We start from the raw sequence: 20,953 nt of genomic DNA, 5'->3' as shown, positions 1-20,953 counted from the left end.
TCGATGACCGTCGTCGCGGCGGCTGCCACGGTGCGGAGGCGGCAGCTGGCGCTGCCCGGATCTGCCGGCCCTGGTAGCCCGCCTGCAGAGCGAACTCAACCTGCTGGCCACTGACCGCACTGCGGCACGACCCGCGGCTGAGGAACCGGCGTCGGGGACAGGACCAAAGACTCTGCGCATCGGCGCGCTGGACGAAGAGGGTGAGGGTGCGTCGGATTCTGCCGGTTCTGCCGGTGAACCCGGCGGAAGCTCTCGGGCACTACCGATCCCGGAAGGCTCACCATGAAGGCGCTCGTCTACCACGGTCCCGGACACAAGAGCTGGGACGACGTACCGGATCCGCGCATCGTCGACGACACCGATGCGATCGTCGGAGTCGACGCCACCACGATCTGCGGCACCGACCTGCACATCCTCAAGGGTGATCTACCGGAGACCGCTGAAGGGCGGGTCCTGGGCCACGAAGCCGTCGGCACGGTCGAAGCTGTCGGCTCCGCCGTCACCACGGTCAAACCGGGTGACCGGGTCGTGGTGTCCTGCATCAGCGCCTGCGGCCGCTGCCGCTACTGCCGCGAGGCCGCCTACGGGCAATGCCTCGGCGGCGGTGGCTGGATCCTCGGCTACAAGATCGACGGCACCCAAGCCGATTACGTACGGGTCCCGTTCGCCGACACCTCCACCTACGTGATCCCGGCCGGCCTGGACGACGAGGCCGTGCTGATGCTCTCCGACATCCTGCCGACCGCGTACGAGGTCGGCGTGATCAACGGTGGTATCCGGCCCGGTGACACCGTGGCGATCGTCGGCGCCGGACCGATCGGGCTGTCCGCGATCATGGGCGCCCGGTTGTACAGCCCGAGCCACATCATCGCCATCGACCTGGCCGACAGCCGGCTGGAAGCCGCCAAGCAGTTCGGCGCGGACGTCACTGTCAATCCTTCCCGGCAGGATCCCGCGCAGGTCATCGCCGCACTCACCGACGGCCTCGGCGCCGATGTCGCGATCGAAGCTGTCGGGGTGGCCGACACGTTCGAGATGTGCACGCGGCTCGTGCGTCCCGGCGGGCATGTCGCCAACGTCGGTGTGCACGGCAAACCGGCGATGTTGCACCTGCAGGACCTGTGGACTCGCAACGTCACCATCACCACCGGCCTGGTCGACACCTGGTCCACCCCGACCCTGCTCAAACTTCTGTGTACCGGGCAGCTCGCCCCGCAGAAGTTCATCACCCACCGGTTCCGGCTCGACCAGGCCCTCGACGCCTACGACGTGTTCAGCCGCGCCGCCGACACCGGCGCGCTCAAGGTCCTGCTGCACAAATGACGAACGTGCACGAGAGACGCCCAGCGCGATCAAGCCGGGGCTGATCCCCCAGCAGCCGGGGCTGCCCGTCGGAACCGCCGGCGGGTCGCTCACGGCGCACCGGCCGCGGGCCAGGGTCTCTCGCACGAATTGCTCAGAGCGGATCCGCGCACACCCGCACCCATCAGGGGTGACGGTGATGCGCCCAGGGCAAGGGCACACGTCGCGGACATCACCAGCGAGAGCCGGTGGCCGGACTGGACCCCTCGGGCCTGCGAAGCCGGAGCCCACAGCTCCCTGTCGATCGGACTGCCCGTGCAGGAGGCCGTCACCGGGGCGCTCAACGTCTACGCCACCGAACCTGGGGCGTTCGACGAGGCCTTCATCGCACGCTCCACCGCTCGCAAGCCCTGACCTGCAGCGCACTTCCGTGCCGGGGACCCTACGGGCGGCAGGGGGAAGAACCCGGACCGCCGCGATCAACGCAGTGGCCGGGCTCTGCTACCCGAGGTTGGTACCTGACTCAAGCCAACCTGTGCACTACTTCACTCGTACGATCGCGACGGGGCAGCCGGCGTGGTGCATAACGGTCTGGCTGACCGATCCGAGGAGCAGACCCGCGAAACCGCCACGTCCACGGGCCCCCGTCACCAGCAGCTGCGCGGTCTGCGATCGCTCGATCAGCGCCGCTGCGGGGTGCCGGTGGGCGAGCTCCTGCCGGATGGTGGCATCGGGATACCGTTGTGACCAGCCGGCCAGCGACTCGCTCAGAATGCGCTGCTCCTCGGCTTGCAGTGCTCCCGGATCGGTGTATGCGGGCAGTACGTCGTCCTGACCGAGGGAGTCGAAGGCACCCCACGCGTGCACGGCGACCAGCTCGGTTCTGCGCCGCGACGCCTCCTCGACGGCGAAGCCGACAGCGGCCGTTGATCCGGCCGAGCCGTCGACACCGACCACCACCGGTCCGGATGTGCGTTGCGTACCGCGGACCACCAGCACGGGACAGGCGGCGTGGGCCGTGATGTGCAGGGCGACGGAGCCGAGCACAAGACTGCCGAATCCACCCAGTCCCCGGTCCCCGATCACCAGCAGCACGGCATCACGGGACTCGGCGAGCAGGACCGGTGCGGGGAAACCGTCGACCAGCACCTTCGTCACCTCCACGCCCGGCGCGGCCTTCTCGGCTTCGGTGACGGCTTCGGCCAGGCTGCGTTCGGCTGCGCTGCGCATGCCCATGTCGGATGGACCGGTGGTGGCCGGGCCGATCGCGACGCCCATCGACGGCCAGATGAAGGCGTGCACGACCCGCAGCGGTCGCCCTCGTTCCACCGCCTCGTGCGCGGCTGCCCGGACCGCGGACAAGCTGCACGCCGATCCGTCCACGCCTACTACGACTGCGGCTCCGGCTACCGTGCTCATCGCTGACCTCCCAGTGGTTTTGAGTGCTCGAGCGTTGTCACGGAACGACGACGACAGGGCAAGGTGCGTGCTGCACGCAGTGCTGGCTCACCGAGCCGAGGATGATGCCGGCGAAGGTGCCGTGCCCACGGCTACCGACCACCAGAAGCTGCGCGCCGTCGGCGGCCCGCAGGAGGGTTTCGGCGGGATGGCCCTCGACGATCTGTGTCAGGACGGTGACGGGGTACTCCATCTGGGCGGTCACGTCGGCGACCGTGGCGTCGAGGTCCTTGGCTATCGCGGTGGCGAAGGTGTTCCCGTCGAAGGCTGTGGCCGTCCACCCGTAGGCGGTCCCGTACCTGGCTGGGTCCTCCCAGGCGGTGACGGCCTGAATCGTGGCGCCGGTCAGCCGGGCCTGGTTCATCGCCCACATCAGGGCGGTCTTCGAGCCCGGTGATCCGTCTACTCCGACGACGATGCGGCCGGTGCTGTCGATTCCGTGTTCTGGCATGGCCATGTCCTCTACTCCTGGGTCGTGACGGCCTCCGCGGGTCCGCGCCGGGGGACGGGCGGCAGCGGGGTCCGCGTCGCCGGGTAGCCGAGTCGAACGGCCAGGCAGAACTCGCCGATGTCGGACAGCAGGCCACGCAGCAGCTGCCGTGGCCAGGTCACTTCGACGGCGACGCGCGCGCTGCGGCGTCGAGGATGGCAGTCATGTCGCCGCTGGTCAGGCGCTCGGATGAGGCAGTCATAGGAAGCCTCCGGTTTCGTCTCCTCCTCAGAGTGCGGGGGCAGACCGGCTGTGTTCAGGGCCGAAAGGCCCGACTCGGCGGGTCAGCAGCCGTGAGAGGCCGCAGGTGGCGGAGAGACGGCGTGCGAGGTTCAGGACAGGAGCGCCTGTGCCTGGTCGCGGCGCGGGGTGGGCCTGCCGGCCTGGCCGTAGCCGATGCGTAAGGCCATCTGGGGTGTGCCGGAGCGGCTGCCCAGCGATCGGCTCAGCTGTTCCCGCGCGCCGGTCACTTCGATCGGTTGGGAGATCATCGACGTCGCGAGGCCGGCGTCGGTGGCGGTGAGCAGCACCCGTTGCAGGGCCTGTCCGGCATTGATCTGATCGGTGGCGGTGTCACCGGTCGAGCCGAGGATCGCGATCAGCGGTTCGGGCTCGAAGTCGCGACCCGGGGCGCGCGGCCTGTGACCATAGGTCCGTTGGGGGAGCAGGTCCTGAGGTTCACCGACGCGGGCGACCGCAGCAACGGGTATCCCATCGCCGGCGGCTTCGGTACGGACCCACCCGGACAGCCGCTCCTGGTAAGCAGGATCGCGGCGCAGCACCCGGTCCGTGCTCTGCGCGATCTCGGCGAAGCCGCTGAGCGCGGTCATCCCGATGAGCAACTCCAACCAGGCTCCCTCCGCCCGGGCAGCGTCGACGAGCCGCATGCGGGCTTCCGTCGGGACCGGGTCGGGCCAGAACGGCTGCCGGCTGCTGTGCCGCCGGCCGACTGCGGCCAGAAGGTCACTTTCCGGGTACGTCGCGCGACGCTGTGGTCCCGGTCGCAGGCGGGCCATGACCATGGGGTCGGCCGGGTCTGGTCGTAGCCGCACGTCGGCGGGGGTGTCGGTGGCCAGAAGCGCCAGGCGAGCGTTGAACACTGCGGCGCCGCAGGCGATCCGTACCGCCCAGCCGATCCGGTCGGACAGGGCCGGGTGGTCGCGGGGATCGGCCAGGACCTCGATCGCGCCGTCGTGCAGCCGGAAGCGCCAGGGTTGGCTGTTGTGCAGTGACGGCGCCCGGATACCGGCCGCCGCGGCGGCGTGCAGCTCCGCCGGGCCGTAGGGCTGTGGTGTCATGGAAGCCACCCCTGTTCACCGCTGCCCTCGTCGGCGACACGGATCATGATTGCGGGAGATCGCGGGGTCGTGACGACGGCGGCGCGAGTCTTTGATCTGCCACCCACAGTGCGGCTTCACCGGTGATGTCGTCAGGGCCGAACGGCCCGCGCCGCTCTCCCATACGCCCGTCAGCCCACCGAGGAGTTGCCGAAGCATGTCGGCCGTCGCGTGCGAGTAGCGCGCTTGGACCGAACCGTCGGAATGGCCCATCTGGTCATCCATCAGGGTGGCCGGCGTTCCCAGCCCCACCATCAGCGTCTTGTACGTGTGACGTACTCCGTGCGGGGTGATGCCTTGGGCGATCGGCAGCCAGCACACGTTCGCCCGGTCCGCCGCGTTGCGTCCCCGGACCGGAACACCGGGCCACGGATCCGCCGTCACCGGGACCGGCCGGGCAACCTTGGGCGCCTTCGCCGGGTACCGGCCGGTGGCGGCGGGCTGGAACAGCCAGGTCGCGAAACCGTTGCGCCGGTAGTGCGCCGCCACTGCGGTGGTGGGTGCGCCCCGGGCGTAGCCGAGCCGTTCGACAGCCGCCATCACCGTCTCGCGCGTCGCGGCCTCCACAAGCTGCGGGCGATTGAGCACATTGGACACGGTGCCCTTCGATACCGCAGCAGCGCGAGCCACGTCGACCAGCTTCGGCACCGACCGGCGAGCCGCTCCGTTGGCGGTGCCGTATCCGCCGAAGGCGTACCGCTGTCCGTGGCACTCGCACGCGCCGACCGGCCGCCGGCCGACCTGCGCGGTCAGTAGCGACCCCAGCCAGGCCGGGATGTGCACCGTCCGATACGAGTCGTCCTTGGGCGGGCACCGGTGCAGCTCGCCGGTGTCCAGCTCGTACAGCTGCCACTCCACCCGCACCGACTTGGGGCACACGTACCGGGTCTCCAGGCCCACCAGCTCACGACCCTGCACGCGGAAGGCGTCTCCCGGCGGCCGGGCTACCCGCCCTGGACCCGGCGGCTCTGGGATGCCGAGAGCCGGCGGGTATCCCTCGCGCACCGGGCACCGATGCGCGTCCCGCGTCGGCGCCCCCGGGTATTCGTGAGAGAGTGGGTCCATACGATCGGCCGGTGGCCCGGACGTACTCGTCACGGAGTTGGAGCCACAAGCGCAGCCCGCCCGATGAGTATGCCTCCTTTTCCGCCCTTTTCCGCCGATACTCGCAGGTTGCTGCGTGAGGTCCGCCTGAGCGGCGGCTGATCGGAAGCTGTGATGAGTCATCCGGATGACGGCGGATGGGCGGACGCGCTGCACCAGCTGTGGACGGCCGCGACGGCGGCTGCCGACCCCGGCGCCCTCGACGTGGCGTTACTGGCTGCGCTGCTCGAACTCCCCGGCGTGTTCGCCGCAGGCACCATCACCCAGGACCGCAAGGGACGCACCGAGCATGTCTCCTGGGTCAACCGGGGCGGCGGACAGAACAGCACAGCCGCCCTGTTCCGCGACATCGAGCAAGTGGTCAGCAGACGGCACAGCCCAGTGCTGATCATCGACCTCGGCCGGGACGTACCGGAACTGACCGCCCTCGCCGCGACGACCCTCGACCACCCGGCGTCCACACTGTTCATCGGCGGTTTCGCCCGGCCCGGCGGCGGTACCGCGCACCTGCTCGTCACCGTGGCCGGCGGCTGCGATGCGACTCCGGCGGGCTCTTTCGCGCAGGTGGTCGACGTCGCCCGCACGGCGGGCGAACGCCTGGCCGGGCAGGCCCTGATCGAGGAGACGCGGAACCGGGACGCGTTGCTGGCGGAGGCGTCCCTGCAGATGGATGCAGAGCTCGACGCCCCTCAGACGTTGCAGCGCGTCGCCCGGATGGTCGTCCCCGCGGTCGCCGACGGTTGCCTGGTGTATCTCGGGCACGGCGACACCGTGCGATTGATCACCGGTGTGCACGTCGACGCGCACAGGCAGCTACCCGTGGCCGGGGACAGAGACATGCAGTGGCTGAGAGACCTGGTGGGCCGGGCGACAGCCGAGCCGCCGGGTACGCCGGGCGGTGCAGCCCGGGAGCTCAGCCCGGCCGCCGGGCTGGCGGTCGGCGCTCAGGCCCTCGCCACCACCGTGCTGCGAGCCCGTGGCCGCGTGCTCGGGGTGCTGGTGTTTTTGTTCGACCGGGCGGTCGATCGACTTCCGGACCCGGCGTTGCTGGTGGACCTCACCCGGCGGGCGGCGCTGGCCATCGACAACGCCGAGCTGTACGAGCAGCGCCGCCGGGATGTGATGACCCTGCAGAGTCACCTGCTGCCGACCGGGCTGCCGGTCCTCGACGGGGTGACGACGGCAGCGGCCTACGCGGTCGGTGACCAGATCCTCGAGGTCGGCGGCGACTTCTACGACATCGTGCCGCACGGCACCGGCGGCGCGGCGATGATCGGTGACGTCTGCGGCCGCGGGGTCGCCGCGGCGGCGCTGACCGGCATGGCCCGGCACACTCTGGGTACTCTGCTGCGCGACGGCGCGTCGGGCGAACGCGCGCTGTCTCGGCTCAACGCGGCGCTGCGGCGCGACGGTTCCTGGCGGTTTGTCACCGGTGCCGTCGCCACCTTCTGCCCCACGGCGCGCGGCGGGCTCGCGGTGCGGCTGGCATCCGCCGGACACCCCGCGCCGCTTGTGGTCCGGGCATCGGGTCGGGTCAGCCGGCCGGGCGGGGGTGGGCTGCTGCTGGGCGTACGCGACCGGGCCGGGATCGGCCGGTCGCAGCTGCGGCTCGCGGTCGGCGACACGCTGCTGCTGTTCACCGACGGCCTGACCGAGGCCCGTGACGGTGACGGTGCCATGTTCGAGGACTCGGTGGTCCTCGCCGACGCGCTGGTACGGCTGCGCGCCGCGCCCGTCGCCGTGCTGGTCGAGAACCTGTGCCGGCTGGCGGTCGAGTTCCGGCGCAGCGGCGCGGACGACATCGCGGTGCTCGGTGTGCGCGCAGCGGACGAGGGAGATGCCGGTGAGTGACGAGCTGATCCTCGTGGTGGAGGACTCCGACGAGGATGTCGAGGCCATCGAGCGTGCCGTCGGCCGGTCGCACCCGGATGTGCGGCTGGAGTTCGTCCGGCGCGGCGACGCGGTGCTGCCCCGGCTGGCCGACCCGGCCGTACCTTTGCCGGATCTGCTGTTGCTGGACCTGAACATGCCCGGTGAGAGCGGGTTGACGATCCTGATCGGGGTACGGGCGGTGCCCGCGTACAGGGCGATCACCGTCGTGGTGTTCACCTCGTCGACGGATTCGGCGGAGGCGGATCGCTGCTACGCCGCCGGGGCGGACAGCTACGTCTACAAGCCGATCAACTTCGCCCTGTTTCAGACCGTCCTGCGGGGCACCATCGACTACTGGCGGTCGCGGACCACATCGGCTCTCTATGAAGGATCGGGCGAGGCCGCGGGAAACGTGAGCCAGATCGTGGTTCCACCGCCGGGCGTCGAGTCCGCCCAGGCCTGACCGCCGTGCCGCTCGACGAGGCGCCGCACGATGGCCAGCCCGGCGCCCGACCCACCGCCGTGCTCACCCGGCGCGTGCAACCGCTTGAACAGCTGGAACGCCTGGTCGCGCAGGTGGGCCGGGATGCCGATGCCGTTGTCGGCGACGTAGACGGCGGACACCTGCCCGGCACCGCCGGGGGGAGTCACCCGGGCGCCGCCCACGGTGACCTGGCGTGGCAGGGCGGGGCGGGCGTATTTGGCCGCGTTGACCAGCAGGTTGATCAGCACCTCGTCGAGGCGCAGCGGGTCGGCGTGCACCGTCACCTCGCCGGTGTCCGGTCGGTGGACGTCGACGGATTCCTCGGCCAGGCGCGGCCCGGCTACCTCCAGCGCCTGGTCCACGGCTTCGCGCAGGTCGATGTCCTCGCGCCGCAGATCGGTGCGGCCCAGCCGGGAGATGTGCAGCAGCGAGTTCAGCAGTTCGTCCATCCGGGTCGCCAGCCGTTGGATGGCGGTCAGCCGGGACGCGGTGACCGTGTCGAGGCCGGAACCCGCGTCCTCGACGATGAACGCCGCCGTGTGGGCGATGCCGCGCAGCGGTTCCTTGAGGTCGTGCCCGGCGGCGTGGGCGAACGAGTCGAGATCGACGTTGCTGCGGGCCAGCTCGGCATTGAGGGCAGCGACGGCCTGGGCATGCGTCAGCGCCACCTCGACGATCGACCGGCCGAGTTCGGCCGCCATCACTTGGTCCGACGTCGACCACGGCGTGCTGCGACCCCGGACCGTGGCCAGATACACCGCCGTCGACCCGCGCGGACTCAACCGGCTGCCGTTCGGGCCCGCGACAACCGGTTGGTCGGGATCGATCGCCCAGCGCTGCTGTACGGCGCTACCCGTACGCAGCCAAGCGATGCAATCCTCGCCGGCCAACGGCAGCACCAACGCCCCGTCGACCCCACCCGGGCACGGGGTCAATCCGAGCACCTCACCGACCCGGTCGGACTGCCACAACTCGCCGGACCGCAGCGAAGGCAGCACCGCGAAGAACGCCGCCGGGTCCACCCGGGAGCCGTGCACCGTCACTCGGCCACCGAACCTGATCGCCACCGCGTCGCAGGGCAGGATCCTGTCGAGCCCGGCCGGGCCGTCCGCCCAGCCGGATGGCAGATCCACCGCGATGGTCTCCATCAGCCGGGCGATGACGATGCGGGACTGCTCCCGGGCGGCCGTTTCGTCGCGTTCCCGCAAAGCGGCGAGGTGCAGCGACAGCGCCACCCCGAAGAACTCGCACGCGGCCCGCAGCTCCGGGCCGAGCCGGTTGGCGGCCCGCCCGTGGCAGGCGATGAGCCCCCACAGCCGCCCGTCGGCCAGCAGCGACACTGACATCGACGAGGTCACCTCGATGTTGCGCAAATACTCGATATGGAACGGCGACACCGTCCGCAACACCGACAACGACAGATCCAGCGGAACGCCGACACCCGGCAGCACCGGCGGAACCAGTCCCGTACCCGGGTCGTCGACGTCGGCAATGACCCTGATCCAGTTCTGCTCGTACAACCGGCGGGCCTGCGGAGGAATGTCAGTAGCCGGGAACCACAAGCCCAACCACGGCGGCCAGTCGGCCGCGACATCCTCGGCGATGACCTCGCCCGGCCCGTCAACAGAGTCAAACCGGTACGCCACCACCCGGTCGTACCCGGTGACCGCCCGTACCTCCCGCACGGCCGCACGACAGGCCTCGGCCACCGACCTCGCCTGCTGCAACCGGGTCAGCGCCTGCCGGATGGGGGCGTAGGTACGGGAAAACGACAACCGGTTCGCGGTGCCCACCGGTTCGAACTCCAGCACCACCAGCCCGTCGGCCACGTACACCGTCACGTGGAACTCCCGGCCGTCGCCCACGGTGACGGGCACTGTCTCGGTGGCTGCGGGACAGTCCTCGGCCAGCCCTAACACCGCCTCGCACTGCTCATCGCCGAGCAGCAGGGCCAGCGGAGCGCCGATCAGCTCATCGACGGACAGCCCGAGCACCTCGGCCGTGTTGGCACTCACCATCTCGACGACCCCGGCCCGCGCGGCCACCAGCGCACCGTACGACTGCACACCACCCAGCCGGTGGATCGGTTCACGCACGCAATCGGCGAGATCGAACAGTGTGCCGGCCTCGCGTTCGGCCGCCAGCTCCCGCTCGGAAAGCCAGTCCGGTCCCCGGTCCGTCGTCATCGCGCACGCCCTGTCCTCGTCGAACCACGTGCGGTCGTGTCAACGCTACTCAGCCCACGAAATGACCGACGCCCTGCGGTCGTAACCGGCCGGGAGCTGCTGCTCCAGGGAGGCACGCTGCCCCGGACGGCAATCGCACATCGGCCGGCCTCGCCCGCACGTAGGCATCACCGCGATCCACGACTGGTTCTGCTCGGCAGCCTTAACACCCAGTCCTGGCGTGACACCCGTGAAGTCATGCTCTGGAACACAACAAGCCCACGCACCACAGCGGCGACGGTTCTAATCCTGGCCTCAGGTTGATCGGGGAGGATGATCGTCAAAAGCATCGACTGGAAGGGGGCGGGCCGGCGTGCGGATCATGATCGCGGATGACGAGGCGGCCATCCGTGAGTCACTGGAGCGGGTGCTCCAGGTCGAGGGATACGACGTCAGCACCGTCGCCAACGGTCTCGCCGTGCTCGACGGGGTCGGTGGGGCCGGCGGTGACACGCTGGATCTGCTGATCCTCGACGTGATGATGCCCCGCCTCGGCGGGTTGGAGACCTGCCGGCGGTTGCGGGCCGCGGGCCAGGATCTGCCGGTGCTCATGCTGACCGCCCGGGATCAGGTCTCCGACCGGGTCGCGGGGCTGGACGCGGGCGCCGACGACTACCTGCCCAAGCCGTTCGCCACCGAGGAGCTGCTGGCCCGGGTGCGGGCCCTGCTGCGCCGCCGCGCGCCGGGCGACGGGGAGTCGCAGATCCTGTCGTTCGCCGACGTCCGGCTCGATCCCGACAGGTTCGAGGCGTGGCGTGGCGAGCGGCCGCTGCGCCTGACCCGGACCGAGTTCTCCCTGCTGCAGGTCCTCGTGCGCAACGCGACCCGGGTGTTGACCCGCGACGCGCTGTTCGAGGCGATCTGGGGCTTCGACATGAGCGCCACCGCCAACAACCTTCAGGTGTACGTGAGCTACCTGCGCCGCAAGATGGAGGCCGAGGGAGAGCCGCGGTTGATCTACACGCTGCGCGGCCTGGGATACACGTTGCGGGAGACTCCTCCGTGAGCAGGCCCGCCGGCCGGGAACCGCGCCGGCTGACCCGATGGTGGCGCCGGCAGTCCCTGCGGACCAGGCTGACGGTGATCGCGGCGACGGCCATCGCAGTCAGCGTGTTCCTGGCGTTCCAGGTGGCCAGCGAGCTGATGGACCGAAAGCTGCGGGACACCGCCGAGGATCAGCTACGCGCCGACTCCCGCGTCCTGGCGGCGAACGCGGAGCGCGCCGGTCTGGCGCAGGTCGAGCTACCGCCGTATCCCGGATCCGGGCGGCTGGTGCGGGTCATCCTGCCCGACGGCTCGACCCGGACGCCCGCCGGCCAACCCGCGCTGCCCCGGGTCAGCGAGCGCGCCGGCCGCGTGGCGCAGGGCGCGTCGACCGACCTGCTGGAGTCGAACGATTGGAACGACGGCTACCGCATCTACACGCTGCGGGCGGGCGACGGCGCGGTCCAGGTGGCCGACCTCGCCGACGACAGCCCGATCAACCAGTTCGGGTTCGGCATGCTGCTGATCGGGCTGCTCTGCGTGGTCGGCGGCGGCCTTGTCGGGCGGACCGTGGCGCGAACCGCGCTGGCACCGATCGACCGGCTGACCGCCGCCGCCGTACGTGTCGCGCACACCCGCGATCTCGACGCCGACATCCCGGATGAGGGAGGTGGGGAGATCCGGCGGCTGATCCAGGCGATCAACGACATGCTGGCCGCGCTCCGGGATTCCCGGCGGGCCCAGCGGCTCCTCGCCGAGGACGCCGCCCACGAGCTCAAGACCCCGCTCACCAGCCTGCGCCTCAACGTCGAGCTGTTGATCCGGCTCGATCGGCGCGGCACGCTGGACAGCGCACTGCCGGCCGAGAGCCGGAGCCGGCTGCTCAACGATCTCGGCGCCCAGGTGGCCGAGCTGAGCACCCTTGCCGCCGAGCTGACCGACCTGGCGCGCGGTGACGTCAGCGACGAGAGCACCGAGCTGCTCGACCTCGCCGACGTGGTGCTGGCCGCCGCGACCCGGGCGCGTTCCCGGGTGCCCGACATCGAGGTCGCGCTCGACGTGACCTCCGTGTGGGTGAGCGGGCGTCCCGCTGCGCTCCAACGGGCGGTGCTCAACCTCATCGACAACGCCGGCAAGTGGTCCCCCGCGGACCAGCCGGTCCAGGTCCGGCTCCGCGCCGAGGGCGCGTCGGCGGTGCTCGAGGTCGACGACGCCGGGCCGGGCATCGACGCCGCCGACGTACCGCGGGTGTTCGACCGGTTCTACCGGGCCGACAGTGCCCGGGCGTTGCCGGGATCCGGTCTGGGGCTGTCGATCGTGCAGCGGGTCGTCGACGCCCACGGCGGCCGGGCCACCGTCGCCCGATCCGTACGCGGTGGCGCGCTGCTTCGGGTCGACCTTCCGGCCGCGGCCCCGCCCGCCCCGATCGCGCGGCTCACCGCCGGCGAGGACACCGCGATGCGCTGACCCGCCCCGGCGGCGCGACGCAGGACAAAGGGACGGCGGCACTCGGGCACGGCCCAGCGGCTCACCGTCGGGGCAGGACACCGCGGTGCGCCGACCCGGCCCCACGGCCCAGGCCAAGCGGCCCACCACCGCGCGGGACACCGCGGTGCGCCCGCCCCAGCCCTGGCGCGTGGCGCAGGACCAAAGGGCGGCGGCCGTCGGGCCGATGAAAAGATCCGGGACGGGTGTGGGTCCCCGTCCCGGATCTCGTACGTCCACCGCGCTTACCGTTGGAGCGCGGGCTCCTTGTCGTCGGCGAGCGGCCGTTGCCGGTCCGGCAGTTCCACCGGTCGGGACAGCCGACTCGGCCACCACATCCGCCGGCCGACCAGCAGGGTGAGGGCGGGCACCAGGACCGACCGCACCAGCAGGGCGTCGAGCAGCACGCCGAAGGCGACCAGGAACCCGACCTCGATCAGCATCACCAGCGGAAGCGTGGCGAGGACCGCGAACGTGGCCGCCAGGACCACGCCTGCCGAGGTGATGACGCCACCGGTGGAGGAGAGGGCTTTGAGCATGCCCTCTCTGGTCCCGAGCCGCACGGCCTCCTCCCGGGCCCGGCTGACCAGGAAGATGTTGTAGTCGACACCGAGCGCCACCAGGAACAGGAATGCCAGCAGCGGCACCGAATAGTCGATGCCCTTGAACCCGAGGATCGTGTCGAAGACGAACACGCTGCCGCCGAAGGCTGCGGCGAATGAGACGATTACAGTGGCCATCAGGATCAGCGGGGCCACGATCGCACGCAGCAGCAGCCCGAGGATGATCAGGACGACGGCGAGCACCAGCGGGATCACCAGCTTCTCGTCGCGCGTGGTGGTCACCTCGGTGTCGAGGTGCTCGGCACTCGGCCCGCCGACGATCGCCTCCGCCCCGCTCACCGCGTGCACGGCGGTGCGCACCCGCTTGATCGTGTCGTACTCTGCGACGGTGTCCGGCGCGTCCGTGGGGAACACGGAGATGTCGGCCCAGCCACGGCTGGTCTCACCCGGCACGGCCTGGGCCACACCGCGAGTGCCCTTGACGACGTCGAGCACCTGCTCCTGATACTCCGGCCGCGTGAGGATCGTCATCGGCTGGCCGCCGAGCTCCGGAAAGTGCTGGCTCAGAACGGTGAAGCCTTTGACCGACTCCGGCGCGGACACGAACTGGTCCTGCTCCCGCAGGGCTCCTGTGTTGCCCGCCAGCCCGATGGCGAGCACGCCGAGGATGCCCAACGAGCCGAGCGTCGCCACCCACCGACGGCGGCTGATGGCGCTGCCAAGCCGTCCCCACAGCCCCCGCTTCCCCTCCACGGCCGTGCTGAACCGCGGGATGGCCGGCCAGAAGATCCGCCTGCCGAGCACCACGAGCACCGCCGGGAACAGCGTCAGCATGGCCACCAGCGCGCACAGGATGCCGGCCGCACCGATCGGGCCCAACCCGCTGGTGCTGTTCAGGTCCGCCACAAGCAGGCAGAGCAGGCCGGCGACCACGGTGGCCGCGGACGCGATGATGGCCGGCGCCGCGCCGCGTAGCGCGTGGACCATCGCGACCCGGACGTTCTCGTGGTGGTGCAATGCCTCCCGGTACCGGGAGATGAGCAACAGCGCGTAGTCCGTGCCGACACCGAATACCAAGATCGTCAGCAGCGCCGAGTTCTGGTCGTTGATCACGATGCCGGAGCCCTTGACGAGCAGGTAGACGGTCGCCATCGCGGTCAGTGCGGCCGCGCCCACGGCCATCAACGGGATCAACCACAACACCGGGCTGCGGTAGGTGATGATGAGCAGGACCGTGACGACGATGATGGTGGTGAGCAGGACCTGGGTGTCGACGCCGTCGAAGACGGCCTCCATGTCGGCTTCGATCGCGGCCGGGCCCGTCACGTCGAGTTCCAGGTCGGCGGGGCGGTCCTTCGCGACGTCACGCAACGGGCCGACAATGGTCTCCGGTCCGCCGTAGGCCGCGCTCACGTCGAGGGTGAACATCATCGCCTTCCCGTCGGCGGAGGGTCTCACCGCTGGGCCCTCGCCCTCGCCCTCGTCCTCGCCACCGGCCGGGGCCGCCACGTTCGGCGGGTACCGCTTGGCAAGGGTGTTGTAGTGGCGCTCGACCGTCGCGCGGTCAGCGTCGGTTATGCCCCCGGCGCGGTGGTACACCAAGACGAACGTGCTGGCCTCACCACCAGGCTGACTGTCCTCGTGCACCGCCACCTTGGTGGAATCGGCACTGGCCGGCAGGTTGTCCGCGGCCTTGTCGGTGGTGACCGAGCTCAACTTCCCGCTCAGCGGCACCATGACCACCGCCAGCGCCACCCACAAGCCGATCACCAACCACGGCACCCACCGGCCGGCCAACCGGCCGGGCGGTGCTTCCCCGGACGACGCTGTGTTGACTGCCATCACTGGCCTCCTGCATACGAGTTACATCGCTTGTCTGACGCCTACTTCGTACCGAGCGAATCTGAGACGATCATTAATCGAGCGCTCAGGCCGGTCGGCCGAACCAGGTGCCCAGCGCACGCACCAGCGTGGTGGCGTCGAGGTCCATCAGGTCCGGGGAGTAGTACCGTCGTACCCCCTTCCTCCCGAGGATGACGACCGTAGTACGACGAAGCGGGACGGAATCGGGCCTAGCGTTCGGGCTATGACCAAACCTGATAGTCCACTCCGGAGGTTCGGGGCGGCCACCGTGGCGCTGGCGACGGCGTTCGCTGTCGTCGCCTGCGGGTCGGACGCCGACAACAGTGCGGCGCCCGCTGCGGCCGGCTCGCACAGCGCGCACGCGGGCGGGTCGTCGGCTCCGCCGCTGCCGCTGCGCGCCGGCGAGCGGTTCCTCGACCTGAAGATGGCCGAGGCCTACACACCCGTGCCGCCGGCGGGCGGCGGCTCGGACGAGTACCGGTGCCAGGTGATCGATCCGGGCCTGACCAAGACGGCGTTCCTGACCGGGACCCAGGTCATGCCGGAGAACGTCGCCGTCGCCCACCACGCCATCGTGTACGCGGTGCGGCCGGGCAAAGCTGCCCTGGTGCGCGAGCAGGACGCGAAGACCCCCGGCCCCGGCTGGCAGTGTTTCGGCGGGACCGGCGTGAAGGGCGCCGACGTGGAGGACGACGAACCGGGCGCGGTATGGGTGGACACCTGGGCGCCGGGTGCCACGGAGACGCTGCTCACCCAGGACGCCGGCCACAAGCTGGAGCCGGGCACCCTGATCATCTTCCAGATGCACTACAACCTGTTGACGACCGACGGCAAGCCGGCCGGGTCGGACCGCTCGGCGGTGCGGCTGCGGCTGACCGACGGCACGCCGCAGACCCGGGAACTCGAGACGTGGTCGCTCGACGCGCCGACCGATCTGCCCTGCGCCGCCGACGAGTCGGGTCCGCTCTGTGACCGGGCGGCCTCGATCGCGGACGTGACGAAGCGGTTCGGGCCGGATGTCGGCGAAATGGCGGACGAGCAGGTGGAGGAATGCAACCAGGGCGGCGCGCCGAAGCCCCGTGACACCCAGACCTGCGACCACAAGGTGGAGGAGCCGGTGACGGTGTTCGCCGGTTTCGGCCACATGCACATGCTCGGGCGGGCCATCAAGGTCGAACTCAACCCGGGTAAGCCGAACGCCAAGGTCCTGCTGGACGTGCCGCAGTTCGACTTCGACAACCAGCGGCTGATGAAGCTGCCGTCGCCGGTGGAGATCGGTCCGGGGGACACGCTGCGGACGACGTGTACGCACGACGCGGGACTGCGCAAACAGCTGCCACAGCTGAGCAAGCTGCCGCCGCGCTACGTGGTGTGGGGCGACGGCACCAGCGACGAGATGTGCATCGGCATCATGACGGTCTCCCCACAGCGCTAGATCGGCCGGGTGAGTCTCAGGTTGTAGGCGAGGATGACGGCCTGGATCCGGTCCCGTGCGCCGATCTTGGCGAGGACCCGCCCGACGTGCGTCTTCACCGTCGACTCCGACAGCGTGAACCGTTGCGCGATCTCGCCGTTGGTGAGGCCGTGACCGATGGCGACGAGGATCTCGCGCTCGCGGCCGGTCAAGGATCCAAGCCGAGGATCTTCCCGTACGGGCTCGCAGAGGTCATCCCCGAGCCGGTCGGCGAACGCCTCGAGCAGCCGCCGAGTCAGCGCCGGCGCGATCACCGCGTCTCCGGCGGCGACGGCCCGGATGCCGGCGAGCAGCTCCTCCGGGCGGGTGTCCTTGAGCAGGAAACCGCTCGCCCCGGCCCGCAGCGCGGCGAGCGCGTACCGGTCCACGCTGAACGTCGTCAGCACCAGGATCCGCGAACGCCCACCGGCGGCAGCGATGCGCCGGGTGGCCTCGATCCCGTCGACGCCCGGCATGCGGATGTCCATCAGCACCACATCGGGATTCAGCGCGGTGGTCCACCGAACGGCCTCGGCGCCGTTCTCGGCCTCGCCGACGATCTCGGTATCGGGGGTGCTCTCCAGCAGCATGCGAAACCCGAAGCGCTGTAGCGGCTGGGCGTCCACCACGAGCACAGAGATCATGAGTGGCTGCCTTTCAGGAACGCGTGGACGGTCGAGCCGCCGTGGAGCGCGGCGCGTTCGGCCGTGCCGGCGAGGCCGAGGCCCGCGTCGCCCGGCGAGGCCTACTTCATACCGAGCGAACCTGAGACGACTGTTAAAACGGCGCACAGGCCACTCTTGCATGATGATCTACCGTGAACGTCATGTCGTTGCCCGAGGTGATCCCGATCGCGCACAAACCCGGTTACCGGACCGGCACCATCGGCGGGTACGACGGTGGCCAGTTTCTTGCCATGGTTACCGGTGCGTACCGGCACGAAGACGAGCACCGCCGCGAACTCATGCGCTGGTACGGCGTCATGCATCTGTTCGACCACGCCGGCATCCATGAATCCTCGGAGATTCGCTTTCTCGGTGCCGGACAGTTCAATGAGGTGCGGCTTGACCCCGAGCCGCTCAGGACGCTTCTCGATGCGCTACCGGGCCGGCGGTACGGCGATATCGCCATCAAGCCGTTCCGCGTTGACTTCGACGGCGTGGTCTTCGGCCTCATCGACGAGTCCGGCGACCACGGCAGTAGCAACTGGGCCGAGCTCTACCCTGCCCGCTTGGGGTTCCATGCGCCCTGGAACGGCGAATACGACACGTAGGTCGTCTACGGTGGCTGCGTGACTTCGCCTGCTGCTCCCGCTTGGCCTGTGGTCATCCGCGGTATCCACGTCACCGCCGGCACGCATGCCAACTGCAGCGGCTTCGCTCGTGCCGTGGCCGACTTCGAACCGCAGACTGATCCGACGGAAGGCTTCACCTTCGTGGTCGCGCTCGAGGAGCGGACCCGGGGATTCCGCGACGACGAGCTCGAGGCGTGGTGCTGCGAGCACATCGAGCGCGGCGTCCGTGCTGAGCTGGCTGGTGCAGCACGCACTTCAAGCAATACCCATCAGTCCTGACCCAGCGTGATTTTGAAGATCTTCTCGTTGCTGTTTCGGGGGATGCTGTCCTTGTCACCGCCGGTGCTGGTGGTCAGCCACAGGTTGCCGTCGATGGTCGGTTCGACCGTGCGCAGTCGGCCATAGGTGCCCATGTAGTACTGCTGGATCTCGGTCAGGTGGTCGCCGGCGATTACCGCGCGGTACAGGCGGGTGCCGCGAAGGCAGGCGATGTACATGACATCCCGGACGATGGCGATTCCGCTGCAGGAGGCGGTCGCGACGGGATAGGTCTGGGCCGGGGCGATGAAGCTTGCGCAGGCGTCGCCGATTGTGCCTTCGCAGGCCGGCCAGCCGTAGTTGCCGCCCTTGACGATGAGGTTGGTTTCGTCCATCACGTTGTTGCCGAATTCCTGCTCCCACAGCCGGCCCTGGGAGTCGAATGCCAAGCCCTGCGGGTTTCGGTGGCCGTAGCTCCACACAACGCTGCCCGGGAACGGGTTGTCGTCCGGGACGGTGCCGTCCGGGTTGATGCGCAGGACCTTTCCGCCGAGGCTGACGAGTTCTTGTGCTTGGTCAGGATCCTGACCGTCACCGGCGGCTGCATAGAGCTTGCCGTCCGGGCCGAATCGCAGGCGGCCGCCGTTGTGGTACTTGTTGCGGGGGATTCCGGTGACCAGGATCTCGCGGGATTCGGTGCGCAGCGTGCCGTCGTACTGGAAACGCACAATGCGGTTGTCTGTCGCCGTGGTGTGGTAGACGTACAACCAATGGTCGGCGGCGAAGCTTGGCGAAACTGCCAGGCCTAGGACGCCGCCCTCGCCGTCGGTGCCGGCCGCGTCCGGGAGCTTGCCGATGCTGTGCTTGCCTGTGCCGTCCGCGGCCATCGCCTGGATGGTGAACAGGTCGCGCTGACCGTAGAGGACCGTTCCGTCCGGTAGCTGCACCAGGCCCCAGGGGAGGTCACGTTCCGTGGTCACTTGGGTGGCGGCACACACGGCCGCGCAGGAGCTTCCGGTGTGGACTTCGACCGGGTCGCTGGCGGCCGACGTGTTGCCCTGGGCGTCGCGCGCGATCACCGTGTATGTGTAGGTCGTGTCAGCTTTGAGGCCAACGTCGGTGAATGTGGTGGCGGGTGGGCTGGCCGCCGTACCGGTGAGTCCTCCGACTTTGGCACCGTCGCGCAGCACGTCGTAGCTGGTCACGGCGACGTTGTCGGTCGAGGGTGACCACCGGAGGGTCACCGCAGTGCCGACGGCACTGCCGGTGAGTCCGGCTGGGACGCTCGGCGCGGTTGTGTCCGACGAGCAGAACGGCGGGGTGACCGACACCGTGTTGCTGGCCTGGGAGACGTTGCCGGCGGCGTCCCGGGCGTTGACGTAGAAGCCCCACCGGGCCCCCGGGACCACACCGAGAGTGATCGTGCGTACCTCGGCGGTGGTCGAGCCGATCGCCTGGCCGTCGTGGTAGAGGTCGTAGAACGCGACGCCGGTGTCGTCGGTGGACGCCGACCAGGTCAAGGTGACCGAGGAGCAGCTCAGGTCGCCGGCCGCGAGGCCGGTCGGGGCGGTGGGCGGCCGGGTGTCGGCCGCGGCGGCCAGGACCGGGGATCCGGCGGGCAACGGTACGCCGATCAGAACGGCTACCAGGGCGAGAAAAGCGCGCGGTGCAGTCATGAGGGGCCTTTCAAAAGCGATATTTCAGTACGGGTAGCCGGGCACGCCCAGGTGCACGCTGTACAACCCGGAATCGCCCGTGCGTCCGGACGTGATGAACAGGGTCTGCCGGTCTGCGCCGCCGAATGCCACGTTGGTCGTTCCCGCAGCGGAGGCGATTGTGCCGAGTTGCGCGCCGGTGGGATTGAAGACGTGGACGAGGCCGTCGGTGCCGGACGCCCAGTAGACATTGCCGGCGCAGTCGATTGTTCCGCCGTCGGGTCCGGCGATCGAGGCGAACAGCGTTCGGGTGCCGGTGCTGCCGTCTGCCCGTACGGGATAGCTGTAGATTTTGTTTTCGCCGTAGGCGCCGACGTAAAGGGTGCTGCCGTCGGGGGACAGGGCGATGCCGTTCGGTTGCCGCAGGGCGTCGTCGACCAGTGAGACCGTGCCGCCGGAGACGCGGAAGACGCTGGTCCGGCCATTCATCGCGTCGGCTCGGCGGCCTCGCTGGAAATCGGGGTCGGTGAAATAGACGACGCCGTCGGAGCGGATCGACACGTCGTTCGGCGAGTTGAATGCCGCACCCTGGAAGTTTGCGGCTACCACTTGCCGGGAGAGATCTGCGAGTTGATAGCGGGAGACGCTGCGCTGATCGTGGGTGGCCGCGACTACTGATTGCCCGTCGGGGGAGATGGCCAGGCCGTTACTGCCGGATTCGGCGATCACCGTTTCGACCGTTGCTGAACCGGGGGTGTATCGCAGAATGGTCGACGGTTGCACGCGCTGCGGGCCGGTCGCCGCGCGCATGTCGGACATCAGCAGGTAGCCGGGATCGGCGACCCAGGCCGGGCCCTCGAGGAATGTGCGGCCGCCGATGAGTCGCGAAGCGGTGGTCGTCGGTGAGGCGAGCGGCGGGCCGTGCTCGGTGCCGGTCGGGCAGACTCCGGGCGGGGCGCCGGGCGGGAGGTCAGCGGCCTGCGCGACCGTCGCCGCGGTCGTGCCGGCGACCAGCAGGAGGCCGGCCGCGCCTGCGGTCACCAGGGCACTTCGCGTTTTCATGGACGTCCTCGTAATGGGTTCAGACATTGACGACGTTCGAACGATAACGCACCCGTCGGAGTCC

18 protein-coding genes are annotated in these 20,953 nt (G+C 69.9%); 8 read left to right on the top strand and 10 right to left on the bottom strand.

Translation table 11 applies throughout. The annotated features are described in order from the left end of the window. Window positions 1–282 precede the first annotated feature (282 nt). On the top strand, window positions 283–1,323 hold the full coding sequence (locus ACQP2Y_RS32785; RefSeq protein WP_433719527.1) for a zinc-dependent alcohol dehydrogenase family protein: 1,041 nt from the start codon (window positions 283–285) through the stop codon (window positions 1,321–1,323). 519 nt (window positions 1,324–1,842) lie between these two features. Here ACQP2Y_RS32785 and ACQP2Y_RS32780 read toward each other — a convergent pair. The 5 genes from ACQP2Y_RS32780 to ACQP2Y_RS32760 all read right to left on the bottom strand — a co-directional run bounded on the left by ACQP2Y_RS32780 (window position 1,843) and on the right by ACQP2Y_RS32760 (window position 5,505). Continuing rightward, window positions 1,843–2,721: a universal stress protein gene (locus tag ACQP2Y_RS32780; RefSeq protein ID WP_433719525.1), complete on the bottom strand. Its 879-nt coding sequence runs from the start codon at window positions 2,719–2,721 to the stop codon at window positions 1,843–1,845. Between the two features lie 37 nt (window positions 2,722–2,758). Further along, on the bottom strand, window positions 2,759–3,211 hold the full coding sequence (locus ACQP2Y_RS32775; protein WP_433719522.1) for a universal stress protein: 453 nt from the start codon (window positions 3,209–3,211) through the stop codon (window positions 2,759–2,761). 11 nt (window positions 3,212–3,222) lie between these two features. Beyond that, complete coding sequence (locus ACQP2Y_RS32770) at window positions 3,223–3,372, bottom strand: hypothetical protein (protein WP_433719519.1); 150 nt, start codon at window positions 3,370–3,372, stop codon at window positions 3,223–3,225. Between the two features lie 210 nt (window positions 3,373–3,582). Then, the gene (locus ACQP2Y_RS32765) at window positions 3,583–4,548 is read right to left on the bottom strand and encodes an Acg family FMN-binding oxidoreductase (RefSeq protein ID WP_433719516.1); all 966 of its coding nucleotides are present in this window, start codon (window positions 4,546–4,548) and stop codon (window positions 3,583–3,585) included. A gap of 15 nt (window positions 4,549–4,563) precedes the next feature. Further along, entirely contained in the window at window positions 4,564–5,505 is a 942-nt protein-coding gene (locus ACQP2Y_RS32760; protein WP_433719513.1) for a LacI family DNA-binding transcriptional regulator, read from the bottom strand. A 300-nt stretch (window positions 5,506–5,805) separates the two neighbouring features. Between ACQP2Y_RS32760 and ACQP2Y_RS32755 the strand changes: the two genes are divergently transcribed. Further along, on the top strand, window positions 5,806–7,542 hold the full coding sequence (locus ACQP2Y_RS32755) for a PP2C family protein-serine/threonine phosphatase (protein WP_433719511.1): 1,737 nt from the start codon (window positions 5,806–5,808) through the stop codon (window positions 7,540–7,542). Next, the gene (locus ACQP2Y_RS32750; RefSeq protein ID WP_433719508.1) at window positions 7,535–8,026 is read left to right on the top strand and encodes a response regulator; all 492 of its coding nucleotides are present in this window, start codon (window positions 7,535–7,537) and stop codon (window positions 8,024–8,026) included. The genes ACQP2Y_RS32755 and ACQP2Y_RS32750 overlap by 8 nt, the downstream gene beginning before the upstream one ends. Here the strand turns inward: ACQP2Y_RS32750 and ACQP2Y_RS32745 are convergent. After that, the gene (locus ACQP2Y_RS32745) at window positions 7,945–10,233 is read right to left on the bottom strand and encodes an ATP-binding protein (RefSeq protein WP_433719507.1); all 2,289 of its coding nucleotides are present in this window, start codon (window positions 10,231–10,233) and stop codon (window positions 7,945–7,947) included. The genes ACQP2Y_RS32750 and ACQP2Y_RS32745 overlap by 82 nt on opposite strands. Before the next feature lie 361 nt (window positions 10,234–10,594). Between ACQP2Y_RS32745 and ACQP2Y_RS32740 the strand changes: the two genes are divergently transcribed. Then, window positions 10,595–11,278 carry a response regulator transcription factor gene (locus ACQP2Y_RS32740; protein WP_433719504.1) on the top strand — a complete coding sequence of 228 codons (684 nt, stop codon included), beginning with the start codon at window positions 10,595–10,597 and terminating at the stop codon, window positions 11,276–11,278. Further along, window positions 11,275–12,723 (top strand): HAMP domain-containing sensor histidine kinase, encoded by a 1,449-nt coding sequence (locus ACQP2Y_RS32735; RefSeq protein ID WP_433719502.1) that lies wholly within the window; start codon window positions 11,275–11,277, stop codon window positions 12,721–12,723. The genes ACQP2Y_RS32740 and ACQP2Y_RS32735 overlap by 4 nt, the downstream gene beginning before the upstream one ends. A gap of 263 nt (window positions 12,724–12,986) precedes the next feature. On the opposite strand, the gene ACQP2Y_RS32730 is transcribed toward ACQP2Y_RS32735, so the two are convergent. Next, the gene (locus tag ACQP2Y_RS32730) at window positions 12,987–15,146 is read right to left on the bottom strand and encodes an MMPL family transporter (protein WP_433719499.1); all 2,160 of its coding nucleotides are present in this window, start codon (window positions 15,144–15,146) and stop codon (window positions 12,987–12,989) included. Window positions 15,147–15,390: 244 nt separating this feature from the next. Between ACQP2Y_RS32730 and ACQP2Y_RS32725 the strand changes: the two genes are divergently transcribed. Then, window positions 15,391–16,602: a monooxygenase gene (locus ACQP2Y_RS32725; protein WP_433719497.1), complete on the top strand. Its 1,212-nt coding sequence runs from the start codon at window positions 15,391–15,393 to the stop codon at window positions 16,600–16,602. Here ACQP2Y_RS32725 and ACQP2Y_RS32720 read toward each other — a convergent pair. Then, window positions 16,599–17,264 (bottom strand): response regulator, encoded by a 666-nt coding sequence (locus tag ACQP2Y_RS32720; protein WP_433719495.1) that lies wholly within the window; start codon window positions 17,262–17,264, stop codon window positions 16,599–16,601. The genes ACQP2Y_RS32725 and ACQP2Y_RS32720 overlap by 4 nt on opposite strands. Before the next feature lie 182 nt (window positions 17,265–17,446). Between ACQP2Y_RS32720 and ACQP2Y_RS32715 the strand changes: the two genes are divergently transcribed. Next, the gene (locus ACQP2Y_RS32715; RefSeq protein ID WP_433719493.1) at window positions 17,447–17,893 is read left to right on the top strand and encodes a hypothetical protein; all 447 of its coding nucleotides are present in this window, start codon (window positions 17,447–17,449) and stop codon (window positions 17,891–17,893) included. A gap of 18 nt (window positions 17,894–17,911) precedes the next feature. Next, window positions 17,912–18,193 carry a hypothetical protein gene (locus tag ACQP2Y_RS32710; RefSeq protein ID WP_433719490.1) on the top strand — a complete coding sequence of 94 codons (282 nt, stop codon included), beginning with the start codon at window positions 17,912–17,914 and terminating at the stop codon, window positions 18,191–18,193. Here the strand turns inward: ACQP2Y_RS32710 and ACQP2Y_RS32705 are convergent. After that, the gene (locus ACQP2Y_RS32705; RefSeq protein ID WP_433719488.1) at window positions 18,184–19,848 is read right to left on the bottom strand and encodes a PQQ-dependent sugar dehydrogenase; all 1,665 of its coding nucleotides are present in this window, start codon (window positions 19,846–19,848) and stop codon (window positions 18,184–18,186) included. The genes ACQP2Y_RS32710 and ACQP2Y_RS32705 overlap by 10 nt on opposite strands. A gap of 24 nt (window positions 19,849–19,872) precedes the next feature. After that, window positions 19,873–20,868, bottom strand: a complete 996-nt coding sequence (locus ACQP2Y_RS32700) for an SMP-30/gluconolactonase/LRE family protein (protein WP_433719486.1) — start codon at window positions 20,866–20,868, stop codon at window positions 19,873–19,875. Between the last annotated feature and the right edge of the window lie 85 nt (window positions 20,869–20,953).

The sequence above is a fragment of the Actinoplanes sp. CA-051413 genome, from assembly GCF_050955795.1.
Lineage (GTDB): Bacteria > Actinomycetota > Actinomycetes > Mycobacteriales > Micromonosporaceae > Actinoplanes.
The sequence above is the reverse complement of the archived record's forward strand: the minus strand, read 5'-3'. Positions and strand labels throughout refer to the sequence as shown.

What these genes read in the sequence shown, in the direction of transcription:
- ACQP2Y_RS32715 (WP_433719493.1), top strand. Translation starts at nt 17,447, where the DNA reads ATGTCGTTGCCCGAGGTGATCCCGATCGCGCACAAACCCGGTTACCGG.
- ACQP2Y_RS32775 (WP_433719522.1), bottom strand. Translation starts at nt 3,211, where the DNA reads ATGCCAGAACACGGAATCGACAGCACCGGCCGCATCGTCGTCGGAGTA.
- ACQP2Y_RS32780 (WP_433719525.1), bottom strand. Translation starts at nt 2,721, where the DNA reads ATGAGCACGGTAGCCGGAGCCGCAGTCGTAGTAGGCGTGGACGGATCG.
- ACQP2Y_RS32730 (WP_433719499.1), bottom strand. Translation starts at nt 15,146, where the DNA reads ATGGCAGTCAACACAGCGTCGTCCGGGGAAGCACCGCCCGGCCGGTTG.
- ACQP2Y_RS32755 (WP_433719511.1), top strand. Translation starts at nt 5,806, where the DNA reads ATGAGTCATCCGGATGACGGCGGATGGGCGGACGCGCTGCACCAGCTG.
- ACQP2Y_RS32765 (WP_433719516.1), bottom strand. Translation starts at nt 4,548, where the DNA reads ATGACACCACAGCCCTACGGCCCGGCGGAGCTGCACGCCGCCGCGGCG.
- ACQP2Y_RS32720 (WP_433719495.1), bottom strand. Translation starts at nt 17,264, where the DNA reads ATGATCTCTGTGCTCGTGGTGGACGCCCAGCCGCTACAGCGCTTCGGG.
- ACQP2Y_RS32740 (WP_433719504.1), top strand. Translation starts at nt 10,595, where the DNA reads ATGATCGCGGATGACGAGGCGGCCATCCGTGAGTCACTGGAGCGGGTG.
- ACQP2Y_RS32785 (WP_433719527.1), top strand. Translation starts at nt 283, where the DNA reads ATGAAGGCGCTCGTCTACCACGGTCCCGGACACAAGAGCTGGGACGAC.
- ACQP2Y_RS32725 (WP_433719497.1), top strand. Translation starts at nt 15,391, where the DNA reads ATGACCAAACCTGATAGTCCACTCCGGAGGTTCGGGGCGGCCACCGTG.
- ACQP2Y_RS32745 (WP_433719507.1), bottom strand. Translation starts at nt 10,233, where the DNA reads ATGACGACGGACCGGGGACCGGACTGGCTTTCCGAGCGGGAGCTGGCG.
- ACQP2Y_RS32705 (WP_433719488.1), bottom strand. Translation starts at nt 19,848, where the DNA reads ATGACTGCACCGCGCGCTTTTCTCGCCCTGGTAGCCGTTCTGATCGGC.